This window comes from Streptomyces sp. NPDC048018, from assembly GCF_043202995.1.
Taxonomy (GTDB): Bacteria; Actinomycetota; Actinomycetes; order Streptomycetales; family Streptomycetaceae; genus Streptomyces.
Window position 1 is genome coordinate 746,110 of the sequence record NZ_JBIDBK010000004.1, and the last position, 24,110, is coordinate 770,219.

At 72.6% G+C, this 24,110-nt stretch carries 26 protein-coding genes; 11 read left to right on the forward strand and 15 right to left on the reverse strand.

Annotation, left to right across the window (positions count from 1 at the left end; all coding sequences use genetic code 11):
* Window positions 1-82 precede the first annotated feature (82 nt).
* On the reverse strand, window positions 83-565 hold the full coding sequence (locus ACGF1Z_RS19440; RefSeq protein ID WP_003953493.1) for a CarD family transcriptional regulator: 483 nt from the start codon (window positions 563-565) through the stop codon (window positions 83-85).
* A 576-nt stretch (window positions 566-1,141) separates the two neighbouring features.
* Here ACGF1Z_RS19440 and ACGF1Z_RS19445 point away from each other — a divergent pair.
* A complete protein-coding gene (locus ACGF1Z_RS19445) occupies window positions 1,142-1,795 on the forward strand; it encodes a DUF461 domain-containing protein (protein WP_393005470.1) in 654 nt (217 codons plus the stop codon).
* 100 nt (window positions 1,796-1,895) lie between these two features.
* On the opposite strand, the gene ACGF1Z_RS19450 is transcribed toward ACGF1Z_RS19445, so the two are convergent.
* A complete protein-coding gene (locus tag ACGF1Z_RS19450; protein WP_015035162.1) occupies window positions 1,896-2,576 on the reverse strand; it encodes a response regulator transcription factor in 681 nt (226 codons plus the stop codon).
* Entirely contained in the window at window positions 2,573-3,805 is a 1,233-nt protein-coding gene (locus ACGF1Z_RS19455; protein WP_393005472.1) for a sensor histidine kinase, read from the reverse strand. Before ACGF1Z_RS19455 ends, ACGF1Z_RS19450 begins: the two co-directional genes overlap by 4 nt.
* A gap of 333 nt (window positions 3,806-4,138) precedes the next feature.
* Here ACGF1Z_RS19455 and phoU point away from each other — a divergent pair, with 333 nt between their 5' ends.
* Window positions 4,139-4,819: a phosphate signaling complex protein PhoU gene (phoU, locus tag ACGF1Z_RS19460; RefSeq protein WP_393005474.1), complete on the forward strand. Its 681-nt coding sequence runs from the start codon at window positions 4,139-4,141 to the stop codon at window positions 4,817-4,819.
* A 103-nt stretch (window positions 4,820-4,922) separates the two neighbouring features.
* Entirely contained in the window at window positions 4,923-5,081 is a 159-nt protein-coding gene (locus tag ACGF1Z_RS19465) for a hypothetical protein (RefSeq protein ID WP_393005476.1), read from the forward strand.
* A 173-nt stretch (window positions 5,082-5,254) separates the two neighbouring features.
* Here the strand turns inward: ACGF1Z_RS19465 and ACGF1Z_RS19470 are convergent, their stop codons facing one another.
* Window positions 5,255-5,725 carry a GNAT family N-acetyltransferase gene (locus ACGF1Z_RS19470; RefSeq protein WP_393005478.1) on the reverse strand — a complete coding sequence of 157 codons (471 nt, stop codon included), beginning with the start codon at window positions 5,723-5,725 and terminating at the stop codon, window positions 5,255-5,257.
* A gap of 85 nt (window positions 5,726-5,810) precedes the next feature.
* On the opposite strand from ACGF1Z_RS19470, the gene ACGF1Z_RS19475 reads away from it, so the two are divergent.
* Complete coding sequence (locus tag ACGF1Z_RS19475) at window positions 5,811-6,458, forward strand: GNAT family N-acetyltransferase (RefSeq protein WP_393005480.1); 648 nt, start codon at window positions 5,811-5,813, stop codon at window positions 6,456-6,458.
* Window positions 6,459-6,644: 186 nt separating this feature from the next.
* Here ACGF1Z_RS19475 and ACGF1Z_RS19480 read toward each other — a convergent pair whose 3' ends face one another.
* Complete coding sequence (locus tag ACGF1Z_RS19480) at window positions 6,645-7,292, reverse strand: hypothetical protein (RefSeq protein WP_393005482.1); 648 nt, start codon at window positions 7,290-7,292, stop codon at window positions 6,645-6,647.
* A 281-nt stretch (window positions 7,293-7,573) separates the two neighbouring features.
* A complete protein-coding gene (locus ACGF1Z_RS19485) occupies window positions 7,574-8,335 on the reverse strand; it encodes a phosphoglyceromutase (RefSeq protein ID WP_393005484.1) in 762 nt (253 codons plus the stop codon).
* A gap of 126 nt (window positions 8,336-8,461) precedes the next feature.
* Here ACGF1Z_RS19485 and ACGF1Z_RS19490 point away from each other — a divergent pair, with 126 nt between their 5' ends.
* Window positions 8,462-9,742, forward strand: coding sequence for an MDR family MFS transporter (locus ACGF1Z_RS19490; protein ID WP_393005486.1), 1,281 nt, complete (start codon window positions 8,462-8,464; stop codon window positions 9,740-9,742).
* A gap of 364 nt (window positions 9,743-10,106) precedes the next feature.
* On the opposite strand, the gene ACGF1Z_RS19495 is transcribed toward ACGF1Z_RS19490, so the two are convergent.
* Both ACGF1Z_RS19495 and mshA read right to left on the reverse strand, forming a co-directional pair.
* The gene (locus ACGF1Z_RS19495; protein ID WP_393005488.1) at window positions 10,107-10,619 is read right to left on the reverse strand and encodes a YbjN domain-containing protein; all 513 of its coding nucleotides are present in this window, start codon (window positions 10,617-10,619) and stop codon (window positions 10,107-10,109) included.
* Window positions 10,612-11,970 carry a D-inositol-3-phosphate glycosyltransferase gene (gene mshA / locus ACGF1Z_RS19500; RefSeq protein ID WP_393005490.1) on the reverse strand — a complete coding sequence of 453 codons (1,359 nt, stop codon included), beginning with the start codon at window positions 11,968-11,970 and terminating at the stop codon, window positions 10,612-10,614. The genes ACGF1Z_RS19495 and mshA overlap by 8 nt, the downstream gene beginning before the upstream one ends.
* 390 nt (window positions 11,971-12,360) lie before the next feature.
* Between mshA and ACGF1Z_RS19505 the strand changes: the two genes are divergently transcribed.
* The 3 genes from ACGF1Z_RS19505 to ACGF1Z_RS19515 all read left to right on the forward strand — a co-directional run bounded on the left by ACGF1Z_RS19505 (window position 12,361) and on the right by ACGF1Z_RS19515 (window position 15,927).
* Window positions 12,361-13,167 (forward strand): class I SAM-dependent methyltransferase, encoded by an 807-nt coding sequence (locus ACGF1Z_RS19505; RefSeq protein ID WP_393005492.1) that lies wholly within the window; start codon window positions 12,361-12,363, stop codon window positions 13,165-13,167.
* Between the two features lie 227 nt (window positions 13,168-13,394).
* On the forward strand, window positions 13,395-14,450 hold the full coding sequence (locus tag ACGF1Z_RS19510) for an NlpC/P60 family protein (protein ID WP_393005494.1): 1,056 nt from the start codon (window positions 13,395-13,397) through the stop codon (window positions 14,448-14,450).
* Window positions 14,451-14,682: 232 nt separating this feature from the next.
* Complete coding sequence (locus tag ACGF1Z_RS19515) at window positions 14,683-15,927, forward strand: PP2C family protein-serine/threonine phosphatase (protein ID WP_393005496.1); 1,245 nt, start codon at window positions 14,683-14,685, stop codon at window positions 15,925-15,927.
* A 33-nt stretch (window positions 15,928-15,960) separates the two neighbouring features.
* On the opposite strand, the gene ACGF1Z_RS19520 is transcribed toward ACGF1Z_RS19515, so the two are convergent.
* The 5 genes from ACGF1Z_RS19520 to ACGF1Z_RS19540 all read right to left on the reverse strand — a co-directional run bounded on the left by ACGF1Z_RS19520 (window position 15,961) and on the right by ACGF1Z_RS19540 (window position 21,165).
* The gene (locus ACGF1Z_RS19520) at window positions 15,961-16,302 is read right to left on the reverse strand and encodes a DUF2516 family protein (protein ID WP_393005680.1); all 342 of its coding nucleotides are present in this window, start codon (window positions 16,300-16,302) and stop codon (window positions 15,961-15,963) included.
* 338 nt (window positions 16,303-16,640) lie between these two features.
* Window positions 16,641-17,162, reverse strand: coding sequence for a hypothetical protein (locus ACGF1Z_RS19525; protein ID WP_393005498.1), 522 nt, complete (start codon window positions 17,160-17,162; stop codon window positions 16,641-16,643).
* 22 nt (window positions 17,163-17,184) lie between these two features.
* Window positions 17,185-17,589, reverse strand: a complete 405-nt coding sequence (locus tag ACGF1Z_RS19530) for a helix-turn-helix domain-containing protein (protein WP_393005500.1) — start codon at window positions 17,587-17,589, stop codon at window positions 17,185-17,187.
* A 57-nt stretch (window positions 17,590-17,646) separates the two neighbouring features.
* On the reverse strand, window positions 17,647-18,678 hold the full coding sequence (locus tag ACGF1Z_RS19535) for a saccharopine dehydrogenase family protein (RefSeq protein WP_393005502.1): 1,032 nt from the start codon (window positions 18,676-18,678) through the stop codon (window positions 17,647-17,649).
* A gap of 126 nt (window positions 18,679-18,804) precedes the next feature.
* Window positions 18,805-21,165: an ATP-binding cassette domain-containing protein gene (locus ACGF1Z_RS19540; protein ID WP_393005504.1), complete on the reverse strand. Its 2,361-nt coding sequence runs from the start codon at window positions 21,163-21,165 to the stop codon at window positions 18,805-18,807.
* 252 nt (window positions 21,166-21,417) lie between these two features.
* On the opposite strand from ACGF1Z_RS19540, the gene ACGF1Z_RS19545 reads away from it, so the two are divergent.
* A complete protein-coding gene (locus ACGF1Z_RS19545) occupies window positions 21,418-21,798 on the forward strand; it encodes a helix-turn-helix transcriptional regulator (protein ID WP_393005682.1) in 381 nt (126 codons plus the stop codon).
* Window positions 21,799-22,012: 214 nt separating this feature from the next.
* Window positions 22,013-22,429 carry a VOC family protein gene (locus ACGF1Z_RS19550; RefSeq protein ID WP_365347506.1) on the forward strand — a complete coding sequence of 139 codons (417 nt, stop codon included), beginning with the start codon at window positions 22,013-22,015 and terminating at the stop codon, window positions 22,427-22,429.
* A 21-nt stretch (window positions 22,430-22,450) separates the two neighbouring features.
* Here ACGF1Z_RS19550 and ACGF1Z_RS19555 read toward each other — a convergent pair whose 3' ends face one another.
* The gene (locus ACGF1Z_RS19555) at window positions 22,451-22,816 is read right to left on the reverse strand and encodes a hypothetical protein (RefSeq protein WP_393005506.1); all 366 of its coding nucleotides are present in this window, start codon (window positions 22,814-22,816) and stop codon (window positions 22,451-22,453) included.
* A 79-nt stretch (window positions 22,817-22,895) separates the two neighbouring features.
* On the reverse strand, window positions 22,896-23,480 hold the full coding sequence (locus tag ACGF1Z_RS19560) for a hypothetical protein (protein ID WP_393005508.1): 585 nt from the start codon (window positions 23,478-23,480) through the stop codon (window positions 22,896-22,898).
* An 82-nt stretch (window positions 23,481-23,562) separates the two neighbouring features.
* On the opposite strand from ACGF1Z_RS19560, the gene ACGF1Z_RS19565 reads away from it, so the two are divergent.
* Window positions 23,563-24,051, forward strand: a complete 489-nt coding sequence (locus ACGF1Z_RS19565) for a MarR family winged helix-turn-helix transcriptional regulator (protein ID WP_393005510.1) — start codon at window positions 23,563-23,565, stop codon at window positions 24,049-24,051.
* The last annotated feature ends 59 nt before the right edge of the window (window positions 24,052-24,110 follow it).

Genomic DNA, 24,110 nt, shown 5'->3' on the forward strand with positions numbered 1-24,110 from the left:
AATCAAGGAGATTCACAGCATGTCAGCGGGCACCGCGGCATGTGCTGGGCATGGCGTTCGGCCGGTCGTCAGGCGACCGACGTCAGGACGCGAGCACCTCGTCGAGGAGGGCCTCGGCCTTGTCCTCGTTCGTGTTCTCCGCGAGGGCCAGCTCGCTCACCAGGATCTGGCGGGCCTTGGCGAGCATGCGCTTCTCACCGGCGGAGAGTCCACGCTCGCGCTCACGGCGCCACAGGTCGCGCACCACTTCGGCGACCTTGATGACGTCGCCCGAGGCGAGCTTTTCCAGATTTGCCTTGTAGCGGCGAGACCAGTTAGTGGGCTCCTCTGCGTACGGTGCGCGCAGCACCTCGAAGACCCGGTCCAGCCCATCCTGACCGACCACGTCGCGAACACCGACGAACTCCGCATTGTCCGCCGGCACACGAACCGTCAAGTCGCCCTGCGCGACCTTGAGCACCAAGTAGGTCTTGTCCACGCCTTTGATCTGGCGAGTTTCGATGGCCTCGATCAGCGCGGCCCCGTGATGGGGATAGACCACGGTGTCGCCAACCTTGAACGTCATGTGACAGGTACCCCTTCCGTGGCTATCCAGGGTAACACGGATACGGCTTCTTCTGAATGGCGTTTTCGCAGGTCAGGGCATATCTCGGGGCTTGACAACAGCGACGCGAACGTGCTGCGGAGGGCTTCCGGAGGGCGGTATTCGCAGGTCGGAGCCACTGCGCGGACACAGAGAAACACCCACGTTACAGCTGCCACGAGGGGTGCGCGAGGGGCTCGATGTCCCATTTTGACCGGTTCGGCGTGACCTGCTTCACGTACTCCGTTCGAGGATCGATCACTCGTGCGGGCGGATTCGGGAATTGATCACCGAAGATTCCCGAATGGCCCGGACGGCGGAATGCGCGGACGGCACCCGAATTGATCACGACGCTTATGTGAACGGCGGGTCAATGGGTCGCGATCCGGCCATGACGGCGAGTTCTCGATGTCCGGCGCGGGAGCCGCCCGCGTGGTGAGCGGGCGCGGAGGGGCGGGTCGGGTGCAGGACGGAGAGTGCGGCTCGGTAACCTAAGCGCGCTGACACACCTTTAGTCCTTCCCTAGCCTGCCCTTACGTCCTAGGAGTTGCCGCCGCCGTGAGCCGCAGCCTTCGACGCGGCGCCCTCGCCGCCACCGCCGTCGTGATCTCGATCGCCGCCCTGTCCGCCTGTGGTGCGGGCAACGACGCGCAGACCCTCGAGATCCGCCCGGACAACGCCGCCGTCACCGTGGACGACGTCAAGATCCAGAACGCCCTCGTGATCACCCAGCCCGACCCGGGCGCGGTGGGTCCCGCCGCCGTCTCCGCCACCGTCTTCAACAACGGTTCGACGCGCCAGACGATCGACTCGATCACCCTGCCCGGCACCGTCGGGGTCGTGAAGCTCAAGGCGGCCGAGGGCAACGGCCCGATCGTCGTCCCCGCCGGCGGCTCCGTCGTCATCGGCGGCCAGGGCAACGCCTCCGCGACGATCGAGGGCGGCCTGCACCAGGACCGCAACGGCGCCGCGCAGAAGGTCGTCTTCAAGCTGAGCAAGACCGGCGACGTGGGCCTGAGCGCCTTCGTCGTCCCGGCGAAGAGCTACTTCAAGGAGTTCGGCCCGTCCGAGCTCCCGAAGCCGCCGGCCACCCTGCCGGCCACGCCGTCCGGCACCGCGACCCCGTCGGGCACCGCGACCCCGTCCGGCACGGCCACGCCGTCCGGCACGGCCACGCCGTCGGGCGAGGCCGGCCACGCGGCCGGTCACTGAGCCACACGCAGAAGGGGCGCCCCTCGGGGCGCCCCTTCTGCGTGCCGTACGGCTCACGAGCCCGCGGCCGCACCGGCCCACGGGCTCACCCGCCCGCGGCCTACGGCTCGAACTTGTAGCCCAGGCCCCGGACCGTGACCAGGTACCGCGGCGCGCCCGGGTCGGGCTCGATCTTGGCGCGGAGGCGCTTCACGTGGACGTCGAGGGTCTTCGTGTCGCCGACGTAGTCCGCGCCCCAGACGCGGTCGATGAGCTGCATGCGGGTCAGGACGCGGCCCGCGTTGCGGAGCAGCATCTCCAGGAGGTCGAACTCCTTCAGCGGCAGGTCGACCTTGCCGCCCGCGACGGTGACCACGTGGCGGTCGACGTCCATGCGGACCGGGCCGGCCTCCAGGGCGGCGGGGGTGACCTCCTCCGGCTCACCGCGGCGGCGCAGGACCGCGCGGATGCGGGCGACCAGCTCCCGCGAGGAGAAGGGCTTGGTCACGTAGTCGTCGGCTCCTATCTCCAGGCCGACGACCTTGTCGATCTCGCTGTCCTTGGCGGTCACCATGATCACCGGGACGTTGGAGCGGCCGCGCAGCTGACGGCACACCTCCGTACCGGGCAGACCCGGCAGCATCAGGTCGAGGAGGACGAGATCCGCTCCGTTGCGCTCGAACTCGTCGAGGCCGTCGGGCCCGGTCGCCGCGACGGCGACCTCGAAGCCTTCCTTGCGGAGCATGTACGACAGGGCGTCGCTGAAGGATTCCTCATCCTCGACGACAAGCACTCGGGTCACGGAAGGACCTCCGGGGCGGGGAGCGGTTCGGTCATGAGATCGGGCGTCGAGGCGGAGTCGGAGGACCGGCGGTCCCGTACGGCGCCCGCCTCGGGCAGCCGCAGGGTGAAGGTGGACCCCTGGCCCTCGGTGCTCCACACCGTGACCTCCCCGCCGTGCGAGGCGGCCACGTGCTTCACGATGGCCAGGCCCAGTCCCGTACCGCCGGTGGCACGGGAGCGGGCGGGGTCGACGCGGTAGAAGCGCTCGAAGACGCGCTCCTTGTCCTTGTCGGGGATGCCGATGCCCTGGTCGGTCACGGCTATCTCGATGAGGTCGCCGCCGGGCGCCGTCACACGGCGGGCGGCGATGCCGACCCGCGTGTGGGCCGGCGAGTAGTTGACGGCGTTCTCGACGAGGTTGCCCAGGGCGGCGGCGAGCTGTCCGCGGCTGCCCCAGACGTAGAGGTCGGAGGCCCCTCCCGAGGCCATGGTGATCTGCTTCGTGGACGCGGCGTGGCGGGAGCGGTCGATCGCCTCGGCGACCAGCTCGTCCACCCGGACCGGCTCGGAGTCCTCCAGCGGGTCGTCGTTCTGCACCCGGGAGAGGTCGATGAGCTCCTGCACGAGGTTGGTGAGGCGGGTGGCCTCGATCTGCATCCGGCCCGCGAAGCGGGTGACCGCCTCGGGGTCGTCCGAGGCGTCCATGACGGCCTCGGAGAGCAGGGAGAGGGCGCCGACGGGGGTCTTGAGCTCATGACTCACGTTGGCGACGAAGTCACGCCGTACCGCTTCTATGCGGCGGGCCTCGGTCAGGTCCTCCACCAGCAGCAGCACCAGCCGCGATCCCAGCGGGGCGACGCGGGCGGAGACGGCGAGGGCCTCGCCGCGTCCGGTGCCGCGCCGCGGCAGGTCGAGCTCGACCTGCCGTATCTCCCCGTCGCGGCGGGTGTCGCGGGCCATGTTGAGCATGGGCTCGACGGCCAGCTTGCCGCCCCGGACCAGGCCGAGCGCGTACGCGGCCGAGCTGGCCTTCACCACGGAGTCGCTCTCGTCGAGGACCACCGCGGAGGAGCGCAGCACGGACAGCACAGTGTCGACCCCGGGCGGGAGCACGGCGTCGGTGTGCAGGGAGGTACGAGTGGGTCGCGCCTGGTCGCGCTCGCTCCAGCGGAACGCCAGCATGGCGATCACGCCGGTGCACACGCCGGCGATAGCGGCCAATGCGGCGACCGCCGCGTTCACGTCCATGCCCTCCAGGTTATGCGGGCCGACGGACACTCTCCCAGCCGTCCGAGTGGCTGCTCGAACACTCGTCGCCCAGAGTTCACCGAGGGGACGGGGGTGGTTCATTTGACCTGGTCGACACCGCGGCCCGCGTTGCCCAGAGTTCACCTCGGAGTAAGTGGTGGTTCACGTGTGGGGGTGGAATCGGACGCGTAGGGGGCCGAACGTGGGAGCGTGGGAGTCATCGGCCCCACGCCGGAACCCGGACCCGGCGCCCTGCCCGGAGCAGTCTGCCTGGAGCCGGAGCGCATCCAGAGCCGGAACGTAGCCAGAGCCGGAACGTAGAGAGGGACATCGATGCGGGACGCGTACCACGAGGAACTTGACTCGATCGGCGAGGGCCTGGTCGAGATGGCCCGGCTGGTCGGGTCCGCGATCGGGCGCGCCACGACGGCCATGCTGGACGCCGACCTGAAGCTCGCGGAGAGCGTGATCGCCGCGGACCAGAAGGTCGACGACCTCCAGCACGACCTGGAGGCGCGGGCGATAGCCCTGCTGGCGCGGCAGCAGCCGGTGGCGACGGATCTGCGGATCGTGGTGACCTCGCTGCGGATGAGCGCCGACCTGGAGCGCTCGGGCGACCTGGCCCAGCACGTGGCCAAGCTGGCCCGGCTGCGATTCCCGGACCGCGCGGTGCCGAACGACCTGCACGCCACGATCCTGCAGATGGGGCAGCTGGCGCAGCGCCTGATGGCGAAGGCGGCGGAGGTCATCATCACGAAGGACGTCGACCTGGCGCTCCAGCTGGAGCAGGACGACGACGAGATGGACCTGCTGCACCGGACGCTGTTCCAGCACCTGATGGACGACCGCTGGTCGCACGGCATCGAGACCGCCGTGGACGTGACGCTGCTGGGCCGCTACTACGAGCGCTTCGCCGACCACGCGGTGTCGGTGGCCAAGCGCGTCGTCTACCTGGTGACGGGCGAGCACGCGGACGAGCTCCAGTCGGCGGACGTGCCGGTCGAGGGCGCGTAGGCGTCTTCCGCCGGCGGGTCGCACAACAGTGCGCCGTTGATGCGCCCTGGGCGGTGGGCATGCAATGGGGGGAGGCGAGGTACGCCTCTCAGGGAGGGACCCCATGGCCGAATCCGCTCCGATCACCGACCCCCAGCAGGAGAGCCCGCTCGGGCGCGACGCGCAGCTCCTGCCCGTTCTCGGCGCCTGCGGGTGCGGCTCGGGCTGCGGCTGCGGCTGCCAGTCCGGCGCGCCGTGCCAGTGCGGCGGCTGCTCCTCGTAGGACACCGCACCGCACAGCAGCACACCGCACGCCTGAACCGCGGGCCCCGTCCGTCTCGCACGCGGGGCCCGTGGGTCAGCTGGTGCGGGGGCGCGGGCGTCGGGGCGCGCGCGTCGGGGGCGCGGGCGTCGGCTTACGGGGGTGCAGCGGGGCCGGCCCGGAGGGGGCCCGGCCTAGCCGATGTCGAGCACGCCGACGACCTGGTCCCCGGCGAGCTCGCCGGTCTCGCGGAAGCCGAGCCTGCGGTAGAAGTCGCCGGGCCCGTGCTCGCCGGTGTGCCAGGAGACGTACATCTCGGTCGCCCCGCGCCGCCGCAGCTCCTCGCGCACGGCGTCGACGGCGAACCGCCCGTAGCCCCTGCCCTGCCGCTCGCCGCTGATGTTCAGCCGCCAGAGCCCGCTGCGCCGGTCGTCCGGATCCTTCTCCGCGTTCCACTGGATGTCGACGAAGGCCATCAGGAAGCCCACCGGCTCGTCCCCGTCGACGATGAGCCGCGGCCAGGCGGTCTCGCCGAACGCGTACGCCACGGCGAGCGAGCGGACGACGGGGGCGACGTTGTCGCTCTGATGGGGATGAACGCGCAGGTCGAGGGCGGCCTCGAGGTTCGCGGGGGTGATCGGCTCAAGGCGAGGAGACGTGCTCATGGCCCGCACGCTAGACCACCCGCCGTGACGCCCGCGCGCGAATATCGACGGTGGGACGCCGGGCCCTCACGCCAGAATGCCTCCCATGCCCTCCCTGCCCCCGATACCCGCCACACCCTCGATCCCTGCCACGCCTGCCACGCCGCCGGCGATCCCGACCCCGCTCCCCCGGCCGGCGCTCCTGACGCAGGTGACGGCCCCCGACGGGATCACCCCGACGCTCCGGACCCGCCTGACCGACTGCTGGATCGCGGTCACGAACGCGGGCGGCGCCGCCGGCTTCCCGTTCCCGCCCGTCACCGAGGCGGAGGTGGCCCCGGCCGTCGACGCCCTGGCCGCCCGCCTCGCCCCGGACGGCCACCGCCTGATCACCGCCACGGTCGGTGAGCGGCTCGCCGGCTGGGTCGTGCTCGGCCACGACCCGAACCCCCTGGTCGCCCACTGGGGCACGGTGCACCACCTCCAGACCCACCCCGACTTCCGCGGCCACGGCCTGGGCGGCGCCCTGATGCGGGAACTGCACCGCGTCGCCCGCGAGGACCTCGGGCTCGACCACCTCCGGCTCGCCGCCCGTGGCGGCGAGGGTCTGGAGGGCTTCTACGCCGCCCTCGGCTGGCACGAGACCGGCCGCTGGCCCGCCGCCCTGCGCATCGCCCCGGAGGACCTGCGGGACGAGGTGCTGATGCGCCGGGACCTGCGGCCGGCCGGGAACGCGGGGCCGGCTACGGCCTGAGGAAGACGCCCGAACGGAGCTTCAGGCGGTCGGAGGCGGGGCGGCCAAGAGGGCGCCGGGTCCAGGGCGCACGAGGGTCTCGTTTCACGAGGGGACGGGCGAGGTCATCCGCACCTGTACCGCCCCTCGTGCCCCCGCCGTGCGGCGAGCCACGGCCGGAAGGTTCTCCGTCACCCGTCCGGCGGGTCAGGGCATGAAGACCTGGTCCAGCCGGTGGATGGCTCCGTCGTCGCCGACCTGGTAGCGGAAGACGAGGCCGGAGTCCGGGTGCGCGTTCACCCAGTCGATCAGCTCCTGCACGCCGATCCGCTGGTTCTCGGTGCTCTCCACGACGGGGTTGGTGGCCGTGACGTACGCCGCCTGGTCGAGCGCCCAGCGGGACTCCTCACCGCTGCCGACGAACGGCGCGCCGTCGGTGTCCGGCTCACCGCAGCCCCACGCACCGTGCTGGACCACGAGGTTGACCTTGCCGGTGGCGGCGGGGAGCTCCTCGATCCGGTAGAGCGCGAACTCGTCGGGGTCGTAGTCCTCGGGGACGGGCGGCTCGGTGACACACCCGGTGGCGGTCTTGCCGGGCGCCGGCTGCTTCGGCGGCTCGGGGTACGCCGACGGCGCCTTCGGCCGGGGCTTCACGACCGGCCTCAGGGGCGTCGGCTCCTGCGTCGGCTCGACGCTGCCGGTCGGGTCTCCGGCGGGCTCCGCGCCGGCCGTGGCCACCGCGCCCGGTACGGCGCCCGCCCCGTCCGCGGCGCCGCCCTTCTGACACCCGGTGACCACGACCGAGAGCACGACCGCCGCGGCCGCGACCACGTGTCTGCATCGTCTGACGCGCATGACCTTCATTGCGGGACTCCCCCTCGTGCCACGGCGGCCCACCACGGGCCGCATCCCGGTACGGAACGTAGCAACGCCGGGTTCAGGGGGCGATATTCAGCCACGACCTGTCGCCAAGCCGCGACAATCCCGGGACGAGAGCAGCCGCACGTCCCCCGACGAGGCCCCACCGGCCGGCCGTCAGCGACGACTCCCCGCGCCGAGGGCCCAGCGAGGGCCCAGAACGCGAAAACGCCCCTGCCCTGCACCGTACGCGCAGGTCAGGGGCATGATCACTATTCCTACTTCTTCTTGCCCTGGTTCTTCACGGCCTCGATGGCCGCCGCCGCGGCGTCCGGGTCGAGGTACGTGCCGCCGGGGTTGACCGGCTTGAAGTTCTCGTCGAGCTCGTAGGCCAGCGGGATGCCGGTCGGGATGTTCAGGCCCGCGATGTCGGCGTCCGAGATGCCGTCGAGGTGCTTGACGAGGGCGCGCAGGCTGTTGCCGTGGGCGGCGACCAGGACCGTGCGGCCGGACAGCAGGTCCGGGACGATCGCGTCGTACCAGTACGGGAGCATCCGCTGGACGACGTCCTTGAGGCACTCGGTCCGCGGGCGCAGCTCCGGCGGGATCGTCGCGTAGCGGGCGTCGTGCGCCTGCGAGAACTCGCTGTCGTCCGACAGGGCCGGCGGCGGGGTGTCGTACGAGCGGCGCCAGAGCATGAACTGCTCCTCGCCGAACTCGGCGAGCGTCTGCGCCTTGTCCTTGCCCTGCAGCGCACCGTAGTGGCGCTCGTTCAGGCGCCAGGAGCGGTGGACCGGGATCCAGTGGCGGTCGGCGGCCTCCAGGGCGAGCTGCGCCGTGCGGATGGCGCGCTTCTGGAGGGAGGTGTGCAGCACGTCCGGGAGCAGGCCGGCGTCCTTCAGCAGCTCACCGCCGCGCGTCGCCTCCTTCTCGCCCTTCGGAGTGAGGTTGACGTCCACCCAGCCGGTGAACAGGTTCTTCTCGTTCCACTCGCTCTCGCCGTGGCGGAGCAGGATCAGCTTGTACGGTGCGTCGGCCATGTGTCCGAGCCTAGACGACCGCTGACGATTGACGCGCACCGTCAATTCGCTGGCGTCCGGCGTATGAGATGCGTAAGTTTCGAGCGCCGCATGAGGGACTTACACGCACCAGGGGGCCGGCCACACATGTCCATCGACTCGCTCATCCGATCAGCGCGCACCACGGTCGCCGGGCTTCCCGGGGGCTTCTGGTGGCTCTGGCTGTCGACCCTGGTCAACCGGACCGGCGCCTTCGTCCTGACCTTCCTGTCCCTCTACCTCACCCAGGAGCTCGGCCACTCCGCCTGGTTCGCCGGCATCGTCGTCGCCCTCCACGGCCTCGGCGGCGTGGCGGGCTCGCCGCTGGGCGGCATGCTCACCGACCGCTGGGGCCGCCGCCCCACGATGGTCAGCATGCACTTGGCCGCCGCCGTCTGCTCGGCCCTGCTCGCGGTCGTCACCAACCCCTGGGGCGTCGCCCTCGTCGTCCTCCTCATGGGCGTCGCCATGCAGGGCGTGCGCCCGTCCATCAACGCCAGCATCGCCGACCTGGTCCCCGCGCACGACGTGCGCCGCGCCTACGCCCTCAACTACTGGGCCCTCAACCTCGGCTTCGCCATCGCCGCCATCGGCGGCGGTGTCGCCATCGTCCTCGGCTACCGCACCCTCTTCCTCGTCGACGCCGCCGCCACCGTGCTCTGCGCGCTGATCGTCTTCCTCCGGCTGCCGGAGACCCGGCCGGAGGCCAGGGTCGACGAGGCCACCGGCGAGGCGCTCGCCGAGGAGCGGGTCAGCGTCCTCACCGTGCTGCGCGACGCGCCCTTCCGGACCCTGGTGCTGCTCAACCTGCTCGTCTGCCTGGTCTTCACCGCACCCTGGATCGGCCTGCCGCTGACCATGGCCACCGAAGGCCTCGAACCCTCCGCGTACGGTGCCGTCATCGCCGTCAACGGCGTCGTCATCGTCGGCTTCCAGCTGCTCGTCAACAAGGTCACCGACAAGCGCTCGCCGGTCCTCCTGCTGACCATCTCCTCCCTCCTGTTCGCCCTCGGTACCGGCGCCACCGCGCTGGCCGGCAGCTCGCTGGCCTTCGGCGCGACCGTCATCGTCTGGACGATCGGCGAGATGGTCCACGTCCCCACCAACGCCGCCGCCACCGCCCGCCTCGCCCCGGAGCACGCCCGCGGCCGCTACCAGGGCGTGATGGGCATGTCCTGGGCGGTCGCCGGCTTCGTCGCGCCGATCCTGGCCGGCGGGATCGTCGACGGTCCGGGCCCGGACGTCCTGTGGATCGCCTGCGCCGTCGTCGGCGCCGTCGCCGCCCTCGGCTACCAGACCCGGCTGCGGACCGCCCTCGCCGGCGCCGAGACGGACGTCCCGGTCGTCAGTGAGCCGGCGGACAGGCCGGAGGCCGTCAGCTCCTCCTGAAGGCCTTCCGCACCTCGTGCGGATCCTGGGGATACGGGGATACGGGGATACGGGGGCGTTCGGCGTCAGGCGCGCTGTACGCCCCCGGGCGTGGGCGCGTACGCCTCCGGGCGTGCGCGTGGGCTCCGGGCGTGGGCGCGTACGCCTCCGGTCAGGGGCGTACGCCTTCGGGCGGGTGCGGAGGTCGCGCGCGAGGTACGGGGGTGCGCGCCGGGTTCCTCGACGCGGGTGCGGCGCAGGGTGCGGGCGGAGGCGAACCGGAGGCCGTGGTCGGCATCACGGACGGCGGGCCCCTCGGCCCAGCAGCCTTACGCGCACGGGAAAGTGACGTCGTTGCGGCCCCGGCCGAGTGGCCGGGGAGGAGTCACTCGGCGGGCTTCCGGGTCAGGTTCCTGAACGCGTCGAGATTCCGCGTCGACTCGCCGCGCGACACCCGCCACGCGTACTCCCGCCGGATCGCCGACGCGAAACCCAGCTCCAGGAGCGTGTTGAAGTCGCCGTCCGCCGCCTCCAGGACGGAGCCGAGGAGCCGGTCCAGCTCCTCCGGGCTGACGGCGGCCAGCGGCAGCTTGCCGGCCAGGTAGATGTCGCCGAGCGGGTCGACCGCGTAACTCACGCCGTACAGCTTGAGGTTGCGCTCCAGGAGCCAGCGGTGGACGCCGGGCTCGTTCTCGTCCGGGTGGCGGATGACGAAGGCGTTCAGCGAGAGGGAGTGACGGCCGACGCGCAGCGACAGGGTGGTGAAGAGCTTGCGGGTGCCGGGGAGTCTGACCACGTAGGAGCCCGGCTCCGGGGACTCCCATTCCAGCTCCGCGTCCTTCAGGGTGTCCTCGACGACCTGCCTGACGTCCTGTGCCCGTGCCTCGCCCTCAGCCATGGTGCGAGCGTACGCGACGGCGCTGTTCGCGCAGCCGGTGGTCGTGCATGGCGGCCGTGTACACGTCCGCCGTCGCCGACGCCGCCGTGTCCCAGCCGAACGAGGCCGCGTGCCGGGCCGCGGCCGCGCCCATCCGGGCGGACAGCTGCGGGTCGTCGAGGAACCGGCCGAGCGCGCGGGCGTAGTCCGCCGGGTCGTGGCCCTGCACCAGGAAGCCGGTGACGTCGTCCCGTACGGCCACGGGCAGACCGCCCACCGCCGCCGCGACGACCGGTGTGCCGGCCGCCTGCGCCTCGATGGCGACGAGGCCGAAGGACTCGCTGTAGGAGGGGACGACGAGCACGCTGGCCGCCCGGAACCAGTCCGCGAGCCGGTCCTGGCCCACCGGCGGGTGGAACTGCACGAGGTCGGAGACGCCCAGCTTGGCCGCGAGCTTCTGCAGCCCCTCGGGCTTGGCCAGGCCGCTGCCGCTCGGACCGCCGACCACCGGCACCACCATGCGCGAGCGCAGCGACGGGTCCCGCTCCAGGAGCACGGCGGCGGCGCGCAGCAGGATGTCGGGGGCCTTCAGCGGCTGGATGCGGCCGGCGAAGGCGGGGATGAAGGCGTCCTGCGGCAGCCCGAGCCGGGCCCGCGCGGCGGCGCGGCCGTCGGCGGGGCGGAAGTGGTCGAGGTTCACCCCGGGGTGCACGACGGCGATCTTGGCCGGATCGGCCTCGTAGAAGCGGGCGAGCTCGTCGGCCTCCTCCGCCGTGTTGGCGATGAGGCGGTCGGCGGCGGCGACCACCTGGGTCTCGCCGATCACCCGGGCGGCGGGCTCGGGGGTGTCGCCCTCCGCGAGCGCCGCGTTCTTGACCTTGGCCATGGTGTGCATGGTGTGGACGAGCGGGACGCCCCAGCGCTGGGCGGCGAGCCAGCCGACGTGGCCGGAGAGCCAGTAGTGGGAGTGCACCAGGTCGTAGTACCCGTGCCGGTGGCCCGCCCAGGCCTGCATCACGCCGTGCGTGAAGGCGCACAGCTGGGCCGGCAGCTCCTCCTTGGCGAGCCCCTCGTAGGGCCCCGCGTCCACGTGCCGGACGAGCACGCCGGGGGCGAGCTCGACGACCGGGGAGAGGCCGCCGGTGGTGGCCCGGGTGAAGATCTCGACCTCGACGTTGATCGCGGCGAGCCGTTTGGCCAGCTCCACGATGTAGACGTTCATGCCGCCGGCGTCGCCGGTGCCGGGCTGGTGCAGGGGGGAGGTGTGAACGCTGAGCATCGCCACGCGGCGCGGGCTGCGGTGCCGGCCGGGAAGCCGGAGCCGGGGCGGCGCCGCCAGAGTGCCGGCGAACCGGGACACGTACTGGCTCACGTCGACGGTCCTTCCGCTGTCGGGCATGGCAGACGGGGGGCGCGTCACACCCTCCGGCGAGCAGAACACCGGAATGCCCCCTTTCATTTCCTTCGGCAGCGGCGTTTTGCCAATTCATTACCGGCCCGGTGGTGTGTCGGGGCGCGGCGCGCCGCCCGGAAGGCCCCGCCGCACCACGGAACAGGGCCGTACGGGAGCCCCCGCCGCACCACGGAACAAGGTCGTACGGAAGCCCCCGCCACACCCCGGACCAGGCCGCCGCCCGGAAGCCCCCGGCCCAAGACCGCCCGAGAGCCCCCGCCGCGCCCAGGACCAAGGCCGTAAGGGCCCCCCGCCGCACCCCCGGCAGGGCCGCACGGGCCACCCCGCCGCACCCCTTACGCTCGTTCCATGGCCCCGCGCACCACCCGCCCCGCCGTCCGCCCTGTCGGCACGGTCACCCGCGGGACCACCAACCCCAACCGGCTGCGCCGCCAGGACCGCTGGATCGCCGCCGCGCACGGCCCCGCCCTGCGCCGCTCCGACACCGCGCCCGTCGCCGTCGACCTCGGCTACGGGGCAGCGCCCTGGACCCCGGTCGAGCTCCTGGAGCGACTGCGCACCGCCGATCCCCGGACCCTCGTGGTCGGCATCGAGATCGAGCCGGCGCGGGTCGCCGCGGCCCGGCCGTACGAGCGCGAGGGGCTGAGCTTCCGGCACGGCGGCTTCGAGGTCCCGGTGCCCGGCGAGGTCTCCCTCATCCGTGCGGCCAACGTGCTGCGCCAGTACGACGAGGAGCAGGTCGCCGCCGTCTGGGAGCGCCTGTGCGCGCGACTCACCCCCGAGGGGCTCCTGGTGGAGGGCACCTGCGACGAGATCGGCCGGCGGCACGTGTGGGTCGCGCTGGACCGGACGGGACCCCGGACGGTGACCTTCGCGACCCGGCTGGGCTCGCTCGACCGGCCGTCCGATCTCGCGGAGCGGCTCCCCAAGGCGCTGATCCACCGCAACGTCCCGGGCGAGCCGGTGCACGCCTTCCTGCGCGACTTCGACCGGGCCTGGGCGGCGGCCGCCCCGTTCGCCTCGCTGGGCGCCCGGCAGCGCTGGATCCGCGCCGTGCGCGCCCTGGCGGCCGACTGGCCGCTGACGGACGGTCCGCGGCGTTGGCGGCAGGGCGAGGTGACGGTGCGCTGGGAGGCGCTGGCACCACGGGGATGAGCGCCCGGGCGGCGTCCGGGCGGGCCCGGCCGCCTTCCGCTCGCCCAACTGGCGCCGATTTTCCTCCCGTCGGGGAACGCGGCAGGAGCAACACTCGTCCCCCCTGGGGGGAAGTGACCCGACAGGCCCTGCTCTCCCCTGTTGCTTTCGTGTTCCACATGGCACTATCGCCAAGGTCACGACCAAGTTACTGACGGTAAATCAGATCGGTGTCCGAGGGGGAGACAGTGAACCGACGCCGCCATGCCATCGCCACGCTCACCGTGGTCTGCGCCCTGACGGTGCTTGCCTCACCCGTGCTCACCCTGCAGGCCTCCGCCGCTCCGCTTCCACCGCCGCCGAAGCAGCAGAAGAAGAGCCTCGAAGAGGTGCGTCAGGAGATCGACGCCCTGTACCGGCAGGCCGCGTCCGCCACCGACGCGTACAACCTCGCCGAGGAGAAGACCAGGGAGCAGTCCCAGGAGATCGTGAAGCTGGCCCGGATGATCGTGGCCGGCCGGGAGAAGATCGAGGACCTCAAGGCCCGCGCGGGCGCCGCGGCCCGCGCGCAGTACCGCAACGGCGGGCTGCCGGACGGCGCCCAGTTCGTCCTGACCGACGATCCCCAGCTCTTCCTCGACAACGCGGGGCGTCTCAAGGAGGGCCACAAGGCCACCAGGGACCTGCTCGGCGAGATGAACCGCACGCAGGCCGAGCTGACCACCTACGCCAAGGACGCCAGCGTCAACTGGACCAAGCTGGAGGCCAACCGCGTCAGGCAGGCCAAGGCGAAGAAGGAGATCAACGACAAGATCGAGGCGGCGAAGAAGCTGGAGTCCGAGCTCGCCGCCGAGGAGCGGGCCAGGCTGCTGCGCCTGGAGGAGCAGGAGCAGTCCCGGAACCAGACCGCCTGGGTCGGTTCGGGCATCCTCAAGGGCCTCAGCGACAAGACGACCCCGGCGGGCAAGCGGGCGGTGGAGTTCGCGACGGCGCAGATCGGCAAGCCGTACGTGTGGGGGGCCGAGGGCCCGGGCTCGTACGACTGCTCGGGGCTGACCCAGAGCGCGTGGTCCGCGGCCGGGCGGAACATCCCGCGCACCTCGCAGGAGCAGTGGCGGCTGCTGCCGCACGTGGCCGTCGAGGACATGCGTCCCGGCGACCTGATCGTCTACTACAAGGACGCCAGCCATATCGGGATGTACGTGGGCAACGGGGCCATCGTGCACGCGCCCCGGCCCGGGCGGAACGTGACGATCACCGGCGCGGGCTCGATGGAGATCCTCGGAGTCGTGCGCCCGGGGTGACACGGCGAACGCCCGGGGGGCGGCCCCCGGACGGCACCGGAGTGACCTTTCTCATCGCCCGGAGCGCTCTCGGGGGCTCCCCGGGGGCCCCTGGGCGGCGACTACCTCCCCATCCGTGGCATATGCCATACCGGCCTGCCGGTTCACCGCGTGATCGCCATTCCGCTGCGGCGCGCGGTACCGCTATGGTCGGTCCCCGGCCCTCGGGGGGAGGGGAAGGAAACCCAGACCGATGCCCGTACCCGTACCGCGCCAGAGAATCGATTCTCCCGCGGCACCCGGAACGCCCGGCACCGCCCACGACCTGACGCTCCTGGTCGTCGAGGACGACCCGGCCGGCGCCCTCGCCGTACCCGAGCTGCTCGACGCGGCCGGGACCCGGGTCCGCATCCGTACCGCCCGCAACCTCACCGAGGCCGAGCGGCTCCTCACCGACGACGTGCACTGCGTGCTCGTCGACCTGGCCCTGCCCGCCCCCCGCGGGGCCGAGGACGACCCGCTCGCACCGCTGCAGCACATCCTGCGCCTCGCACCGCGGCACGCCGTGCTCGCGCTCGCCGCGTCCGCGGACGCCGACCTCGCCGCCGAGGCCGTACGCGTCGGGGCCCAGGACCACCTGTTCCGTGAGGAGCTCGACGGGCGGCTGCTCAGCCGCGCCATCCGCTACGCCGTCGAGCGCAAGCGCAACGACGTCGTGAAGATCAAGCTGGCCGAGTCGCGGCTGCGCGCCCAGGAGAACGCCCGCCTGGAACGCGGGCTGCTGCCCACACCGCTCCTGGAGGGCTCCGACCTGCGGTTCGCCGCCCGCTACCGGCCCGGCCGGTCCCGGGCGCTGCTGGGCGGCGACTTCTACGACACCGTCCGCACGCCCGACGGCACGGTCCACGCCATGATCGGCGACGTCTGCGGGCACGGCCCCGACGAGGCCGCGCTCGGCGTCGAACTGCGGATCGCCTGGCGCGCGCTGACCTTCGCGGGCCTGTGCGGGGACGAGCTGCTCTCCACCCTCCAGCAGGTCCTGGAGCACGAGCGGGAGAGCGACGAGATCTTCGCGACCCTGTGCACGGTCGACATCGCGCCCGACGGACGCCGGGCCGGACTGTGCCTGGCCGGCCACCCCTCCCCGCTGATCGCCCGGCACGGCCGGGCGGCGCAGCTCCTGCCGTACGAGGACAGCGGGCCCGCCCTCGGTGTGCTGCCGCGCGCCCGCTGGCCGCGCCGACAGGTGGAACTGGGCCCGACCTGGAGCCTGCTCATGTACACCGACGGCCTGATCGAGGGCCGCTCGGCGGGCCCGGACTCGCCGCGGCTGGGCCAGGACGGCATGGTCGAGATGATCAACCGGCAGCTGGCGGAGGGACTGCGGGGCGAGGAACTGCTCGACGCGGCCGTGACCGAGGTGCGCTCGCTGAACGGCGGGGAGCTGACGGACGACGTGGCGGTCCTGGCCCTGGAACGCGAGAAGGCCCGGGGCTGACCCCGGGCCCGGCTCACTCACGCACGGCTGCCGCTACCGGCCGCCGTTGTACGGGCCGTAGGGGCCGTCGCTGCTCGAACCCCCGCCACGGCGCCCGCCGCCACCCGTGACCTGCCGGAGCGCGGGGCGCACGTCGACCATGAAGACGATGGCGGCGATGAGCCCGGCGATCTGCAGGAACAGCATCGGCAGGAGCAGGTTCAGCAGCAGGTTGACGCCGAGCAGGATCAGCCAGAACTTCTTGGTCTGCTTGTCGGCGGCACGGTAGGCGTCCTCGCGCGCCATGGCGGCGAAGACGAACGCGGCGACGGCGAAGCCGGTGAAGACCAGAAAGGTCACCAAGGAGAGGATCGAGTCGAAGCCGTTCGCCAACATGCTGAGCACCGCCTAGGTGAGTGTGTGGAGCGCCTCGCGGCCAAGGTACCCGGTACAACGCTCCGGACACCGGGATTGGTGCCCGGACCGGCCACTTCGCCTACCGGACGGCGCCCTCGCCCCGCGACGTCCGGCCCGTGGACGTCGCATCGGGTGCGGAATGCACCGTCTGCGACGCCGCAACGGGTGCGGACGTCGCGGGGCCGGGGGCCGGGACGTCGCGGGACGGGTGCCGGGGCCGGGGGCCGGGGCCGTGACGTCGCGACGGGTGCCGGGGCCGGGGCGTCGCGACGGGTGCGGGCGTCGCGGGGGCCGGGGCGTCGGGTCGCGCGGGGACCTCAGCCCTCGACGCTCTCCGCCGCCGCCTTCTTGGCCGGGGTCTTGCGGGCAGTGGTCTTCCGGGCCGGCGCCTTGGCCTCGGGCTCCTCCACGGCCGTGGCCTTCTCCTCGGTCCTGGCCTCGGGCTCGACCACGACGGCGATCTCGACGATCTCCTCGGCGGCCTCGCCACGCCAGGCCTTCACCGCCTCCTCGCCGTGCGCGGCGAGCTCCTCGTACTTCTCGCGGGCCTTCACCGCGTACTCGGCCGCGACCCCGACCCCGCGCAGGGCCAGGTCCTGCGCCTGCTCGCCGAGCTTCTTCAGGTCCGTGTCGAGGACGCCCACGAACTCGGCGAGCCTCGCCTGCGCCTTCTCCTGGACCGCCTTCGTGTCCGTGTTCTTCACGGCCTCGATCCGGCCCGGCGCCTCGGCGGCGATCTGCTCGATCAGGCCGGGGACCTTCTTGGCCTGCTGCACGGCGAGGTCGGCGGTGCCGGCGGCGAAGTAGAGGGGGGTACGCAGTTCGTCGATGATGGCCATGGTGTGGTCCTCCCAGAGATTTCTACGTGTCGGTGGGCTGCGTCTGCGGCGCCTGCGGCACCTGCTGCCCCGTGGCGCTCTCGGCGGCGTTCTCCTTACGGAAGGAGTCGTAGATCTGGAGCAGCACCTGCTTCTGCCGCTCGTTGATCGAGGGATCGGCCAGGATGACGGCGCGCGTCTCCAGCTCGTCCCGCTCCTGCTCGTCGAGAATCCCGGCGCGCACGTACAGCGTCTCGGCGGAGATCCGCAGGGCTTTGGCGACCTGCTGGAGCACCTCGGCGCTGGGCTTGCGCAGCCCCCGCTCGATCTGACTCAGATACGGATTCGACACCCCCGCCGCCTCGGCGAGCTGCCGCAGGGACAGCTGCGCGGTGCGCCGCTGCTCGCGGAGGTACTCGCCAAGGTTGCCGACGTTGAGTGAAGCCATGCCACGACCCTGCCAGCCGCTGCTAACTATTGCAAGCATGTGCTTGCAATAGTTTTGTTACGTGTCGAGCTCAACCGTCACCTGAGGGGACAGGGAGCGCAGGAAGTCATCGGCGTCGAAGAGGGCGCCCGCCGACAGCACGCCCGCCGCCGCGCGCGTACGGCCCGCGAGGATGCGCGCGACGGCCTCGGCCGCGAGGGGCGCCGTCACGGCGTAGATGTCCCGGCCCGCCGCCGTCGCACGCCGCTCCCGTGCTCCGGAGCGGACGACGACGTCGACGAGGAAGGTCTGCGCCGAGCGCCCGCTCCCGTCGGCCGGGGTCGGCGCCGGGGTGTCCGCGGCGGCCAGGTCGCCCGCCGCCTCGACCGCCATGGAGGTCCGCACCTCGGGGATCGCCAGATGGCTGGGCAGCGTGACGACATCGGCCATCGTGAACTCGCCGATCATCCGCCGCGTCCCCATGGGCTCCGGGAACGCCCACTCCAGGGCCGGCGGGGCGTCGTCCCGGTATCGGAGGCGGCCGTCCGTGAAGACCGGGCGCCGGCCGCCGCGCCGCTCGCGCGAGACCACGCCCGCGGCGCGCGTCCCCGCCGTCGGGTGCCAGCTGTCCAGGCCGTAGGCGACGTGCGCCTCGTCGGCCGTCGTCCAGTCGCGCATCGCGGCCGTGGCGAGCAGGTCGCCGAGTCCGCCGAAGAAGGCCATCGCGGGCAGGACGACCGTCCCCGCCGCCACGGCCCGGTCGGCGAAGCGCTCGAACGTGTCCACGTTGGCCTCGATCTCGGCCGCCACGTCCACGTACGGGAGGCCCGCCCGCAGGGCCGCCTCGATGACGGGTCCGGCGGTCGTGGCGAAGGGTCCGGCACAGTTCACCACCGCCGCCGCGCCCGCCAGCGCCCGGTCGAGGGCCGCCGGGTCGTCGGCCGGCGCCGGGCGGACGTCCCACCCGCCGCCCTCCGCCATCTCCTTCAGCTTCCGCTCGTCGCGGCCCGAGAGCACCGGGACGAAGCCGCGCTCGCGCAGCTCCGCCACCACGAAACGGCCCGTGTGCCCGTACGCGCCGTACACCACCACTGTCTGTCCTGAGGTCATGCCCTCATCCTGGGCCGGGCCCGCCACCCACCGTGAGTGTCGGAAACGACGTGGCCCGCACAGTTCCGGACAGCCTCCCCGGACCCCGCGGAGGGCCGGCGGGCGCTCCGGGCGGCTGACCGGGAATCAGGCGCCCACGTACTCCGCGAGGTGCTGCCCCGTCAGGGTGGAGCGGTCGGCCACCAGGTCGGCCGGGGTGCCCTCGAAGACGATCCGGCCGCCGTCGTGTCCGGCGCCGGGACCGAGGTCGATGATCCAGTCGGCGTGCGCCATCACCGCCTGGTGGTGCTCGACCACGATCACCGACTTGCCGGAGTCGACCAGCCGGTCGAGCAGCCCGAGCAGCTGCTCCACGTCGGCGAGGTGCAGACCGGCCGTCGGCTCGTCGAGCACGTACACGCCGCCCTTGTCGCCCATGTGCGTGGCCAGCTTGAGGCGCTGGCGTTCGCCGCCGGAGAGCGTGGTGAGCGGCTGGCCCAGGCTGAGGTAGCCGAGGCCGACGTCCGCGAGCCGCTCCAGGATCCGATGGGCCGCAGGGGTGCGCGCGTCGCCCGCTCCGAAGAACTGCTCGGCCTCGCCCACGGACATCGCGAGCACCTCGGCGATGTTCCGCCCGCCGAAGTGGTATTCGAGAACGGAGGCCTGGAACCGCCGGCCCTCGCACTCCTCGCACGGGGTCGCGACCCCGGCCATCATCGCCAGGTCGGTGTAGACGACGCCGGCGCCGTTGCACGTCGGGCAGGCGCCCTCGGAGTTGGCGCTGAACAGGGCCGGCTTCACGCCGTTGGCCTTCGCGAAGGCCTTGCGGATCGGGTCGAGCAGCCCCGTGTACGTCGCCGGATTGCTGCGCCGCGAGCCGCGGATGGCGCCCTGGTCGACCGAGACCACGCCCGCGCCGCCCGGGATCGAGCCGTGCACCAGCGAGCTCTTGCCGGAGCCGGCGACGCCCGTGACGACGGCGAGCACACCGAGCGGGATGTCGACGTCGACGTCCCGCAGGTTGTTCGCCGTCGCGCCGCGGATCTCCAGGGTGCCGGTCGGCTTGCGCACCGCCTCCTTGAGCGAGGCGCGGTCGCCGAAGTGACGGCCGGTGACGGTGCCGCTCCTGCGCAGCCCGGCCACGGTGCCCTCGAAGCAGACGCTGCCGCCGCCGGAGCCGGCGCCCGGGCCGAGGTCGACGACATGGTCGGCGATCGCGATCGTCTCCGGCTTGTGCTCCACGACGAGGACCGTGTTCCCCTTGTCGCGCAGCCGCAGCAGCAGGTCGTTCATGCGCTGGATGTCGTGCGGGTGCAGACCGGTGGTCGGCTCGTCGAAGACGTAGGTGACGTCGGTCAGGGACGAGCCGAGGTGGCGGATCATCTTGACGCGCTGCGCTTCGCCGCCGGAAAGGGTGCCGGAGGGACGGTCCAGCGCGAGATAGCCGAGGCCGATCTCGACGAAGGAGTCCAGGGTCTGCTGGAGCGTGGCGAGCAGCGGCGCCACCGACGGGTCCTCGATGCCGCGGACCCAGGTGGCCAGGTCGCTGATCTGCATCGCGCAGGCGTCGGCGATGCTCACCTCACCGATCTTCGAGGAGCGGGCCCCCTCGTTGAGCCGGGTGCCGTCGCAGTCGGGGCAGACGGCGAAGGTGACCGCGCGCTCGACGAAGGCGCGGACGTGCGGCTGGAGGGAGTCGATGTCCTTCGACAGCATCGACTTCTGCAGCTTGGGGATCAGGCCCTCGTAGGTGAGGTTGATGCCCTCGACCTTGATCTTGGTGGGCTCCCGGTGGAGCAGGTCGTTCAGCTCGCGCTTGGTGTAGCGGCGGATCGGCTTGTCCATGTCGAAGAAGCCGCTGCCGCTGAAGATGCGCCCGTACCAGCCGTCCATCGTGTACCCGGGGATGGTCAGCGCGCCCTCGGCGAGCGACTTGGAGTCGTCGTACAGCGCCGTGAGGTCGATGTCGGAGACACTGCCGCGGCCCTCGCAGCGCGGACACATGCCGCCGGTGACGGTGAAGCTGCGCCGCTCCTTCACGGTCCTGCCGGCCTTCTCCACCGAGACCGCGCCGGCCCCGCTGATCGAGGCGACGTTGAAGGAGAAGGCCTTGGGGCCGCCGATGTGCGGGGTGCCGAGGCGGCTGAAGAGGATGCGCAGCATCGCGTTGGCGTCGGTGGCGGTGCCGACCGTGGAGCGCGGGTCGCCGCCCATGCGCTGCTGGTCGACGGTGATGGCGGTCGTCAGTCCGTCGAGGACGTCGACCTCGGGACGCCCCAGCGAGGGCATGAAGCCCTGCACGAAGGCGCTGTAGGTCTCGTTGATCAGCCGCTGCGACTCGGCGGCGATCGTGTCGAAGACGAGGGAGCTCTTGCCGGAGCCCGAGACACCCGTGAACACGGTGAGCCGGCGCTTCGGGAGCTCGATGCTGACGTCCTTGAGGTTGTTCTCTCGCGCCCCGTGCACGCGGATCATGTCGTGGCTGTCGGCGGCGTGCGACTTGCTCATGGCTGACATCTCTCCCTGCGATCCTGCGATTCCCGGGGCGCCCGAGGTGCCCACGGCCCCGCGGTCCCTGCGCTGCGGTCCTGGGAGCCAGGCTAGGCGGCACGGGGCGGCGCTGCTTCTCGATTCCTGCTCTCCTGTGGACAACCGAGCTGCCTGTGGACAACCGGCCCCGTCGTGGGCGCGCCGTGCCATGCTTGCTCCGTGACGCCGCCGAGCCTCGACGACCTGGTACGACTGCGCCGCGCGCGGGACATGATGGACCGCGACTACGCGGAGCCGCTGGACGTCCCGGCCCTCGCCCGGGCCGCGCTGATGTCCGCGGGGCACTTCCAGCGCAGCTTCCGGGCCGCGTACGGGGAGACGCCGTACAGCTATCTGATGACCCGCCGCGTCGAGCGGGCGAAGGCGCTGCTGCGCCGCGGCGACCTGAGCGTGACGGAGGTCTGCTTCGCGGTGGGCTGTACGTCGCTCGGCTCGTTCAGCACGCGCTTCACCGAGCTCGTCGGGGAGAGTCCGAGTGCGTACCGGGCGCGGGACCACGGGGCGGGCGAGCCGATCCCGGCGTGCGTGGCGAAGTTCCTGACGCGCCCGACCCGGCCCCCGAGGAGCGCGGCCCCGGAGACCACGGCGTAGGACGGCCGGCCCCGGGGGCGCCGCGGACGGCCAGGGGACCACGGGCCCAGGACGGCCCTGAGACCACGGGCCCAGGACGGCCCCGAGACCACGGGTCCAGGACTGCCATGGGACCACGGCGGAGGACGGCCCCGAAGAGCACGGCGCGGGGCCGATCGGCAACGGATCAGGAACGGAGAAGCGGAAAGCTCCCCCGCCTCGTAGCGTCGTCGCCATGAACACCATCAACCTCTCCCAGTGCTTCATCGCCGTCGACGACCACGACAAGGCGCTCGCGTTCTACCGCGACGCCCTCGGCCTGGAGATCCGCAACGACGTCTCCTTCGAGGGGATGCGGTGGGTGACCGTCGGCTCGCCCACGCAGCCGGACGTCGAGATCGTCCTCGAACCGCCGCTGGCGGATCCGAACGCCCCCGCCGCCGACCGCCAGGCCGCCGCCGAGCTGCTCGCCAAGGGCATGCTGCGCGGCGTCATCTTCCGCACGGACGACGTGGACGCCACCTTCGAGCGCATCCGCTCGGCGGGCGGCGAGGTCCTCCAGGAGCCCATGGACCAGCCGTACGGCGTGCGCGACTGCGCGTTCCGCGACCCGGCGGGCAACATGCTGCGGTTCAACCAGCCGCGCGCCTGATTCCGTCCGCCGCCGGGGGCCTCAGCGGCCCCGGGTGGCGACCCACGCCACGATCCCGAGCGCGATCGGGAGGGCCACGCCACCGGCGAGCAGGAAGCGCGCCGGCACGGACAGGCGCCGCGCGGGCGGGAGGAAGGTCAGGGCGACCGGGGCGCCGAGGGCCACGGTCCCGATCAGGGTGCTCCCCAGCAGCAGGCCGCCGACCGGCTCGCCCGCCGCGGCGCCGACGAACACCGCGACGAGCACCATCGTCGCCTGCCCGCCCAGCAGCACCGACACCACCGCCCAGACCACCCCGGCCAGGACCGCGGCGCCCGTCTGCCCCCGGCGGGACACCGGCTGCGGGTGGCCGGGTCCGTACAGCGCCGTGTACGACTCGGGGTTCATGGCCGGCTCCTCGGGTGCGATGCGGGGTGACGGCTCCATCCTCGGCGGCGCGCCACCGCACGGGCCTGAGCACCCCCACTCATCTCCGCCGGGCCCCGTACTCAGCCACCCAGGCCGCGACCACGGCGTAGTCCGCGTCCGTGAGGCCCGTCCGCGGGTCGACGCGGTGGAGGAGGGCGGGAGCGGGGTGGCGGGCGGCGGCCCAGGCCTGGTCGGCCTCGGTGATCTCGTCGTCGAGCCAGACGTACGGCCGCCCGGCTGCCCAGGCGGCGAGCGGCCGCGTCTTCCAGTGCAGGCCCACCGGCCCCGCGCCGGGCCGCCCCGTACGCGCGCCCGGGTCGGCGGCCGCACCCGGACCCCCGCCCACGCCCGCCCTCAGGTCCTCGTCCTCGCCCTCGCCCTCGTCCTCTTCGGGCCAGTGCACGACGGGAAGCGGCGCCAGCCCGAGCCGCGGGGCCAGGACGTCGTTCGCCTCGTCGGTCCAGGTGGTCGCCCAGACCGGCGTGCAGCCGAGTGCCGTGAGGCGCCGGCCGTGGGCCGGGTCCACACGGTGGAGCAGCGGATGGGCGTCCGCGGGGGGCGCGGGGGCGTACGCGGGGTAGGGCCCGGGGCCGCCGAAGGGGATCAGAGGGCCGTCCACGTCGAGGAAGAGCAGGGGCAGCATGGCCTCAGCCTGCCACCCGCGCCCGCCCGCTCGTCCCTTCGCCGATCGTCCGCAACGGAACCTTTCTCGCTACCCTGGCCACATGACTGCCATGGCGCCCACCCGGACCGAGCCCGACCTCTCCTACCTCCTCGATCACTCCAGCCATGTGCTGCGCACGCAGATGGCGGCGCGGCTCGGCGAGATCGGACTGACCGCGCGGATGCACTGCGTGCTCGTCCACGCCCTGGAGGAGGAGCGGACGCAGGCCCAGCTCGCGGAGATCGGGGACATGGACAAGACCACGATGGTGGTGACCGTGGACGCGCTGGAGAAGGCGGGATACGCGGAGCGGCGGCCGTCGAGCGTCGACCGGCGGGCCCGGATCATCGCGGTGACCGAGGAGGGCGCGAAGGTCGCCGCGCGGAGCCAGAAGATCGTCGACGAGGTGCACGGGGACGCGCTCGGCTCACTGCCCGACGAGGAGCGCGAGGTCCTGCTGCGGGCGCTGAACCGGCTGGTCACCGGGCATCTGGAGACCCCCGCCGAGGGGGCGCACACCGCGCGGAGGGCTCGCCAGTCCACCAGGTGAGCGCGGCGCGACCGCCGCCGGGAGCGCGACCGGCGCCAGGAGCACCACCGGCGACCTGC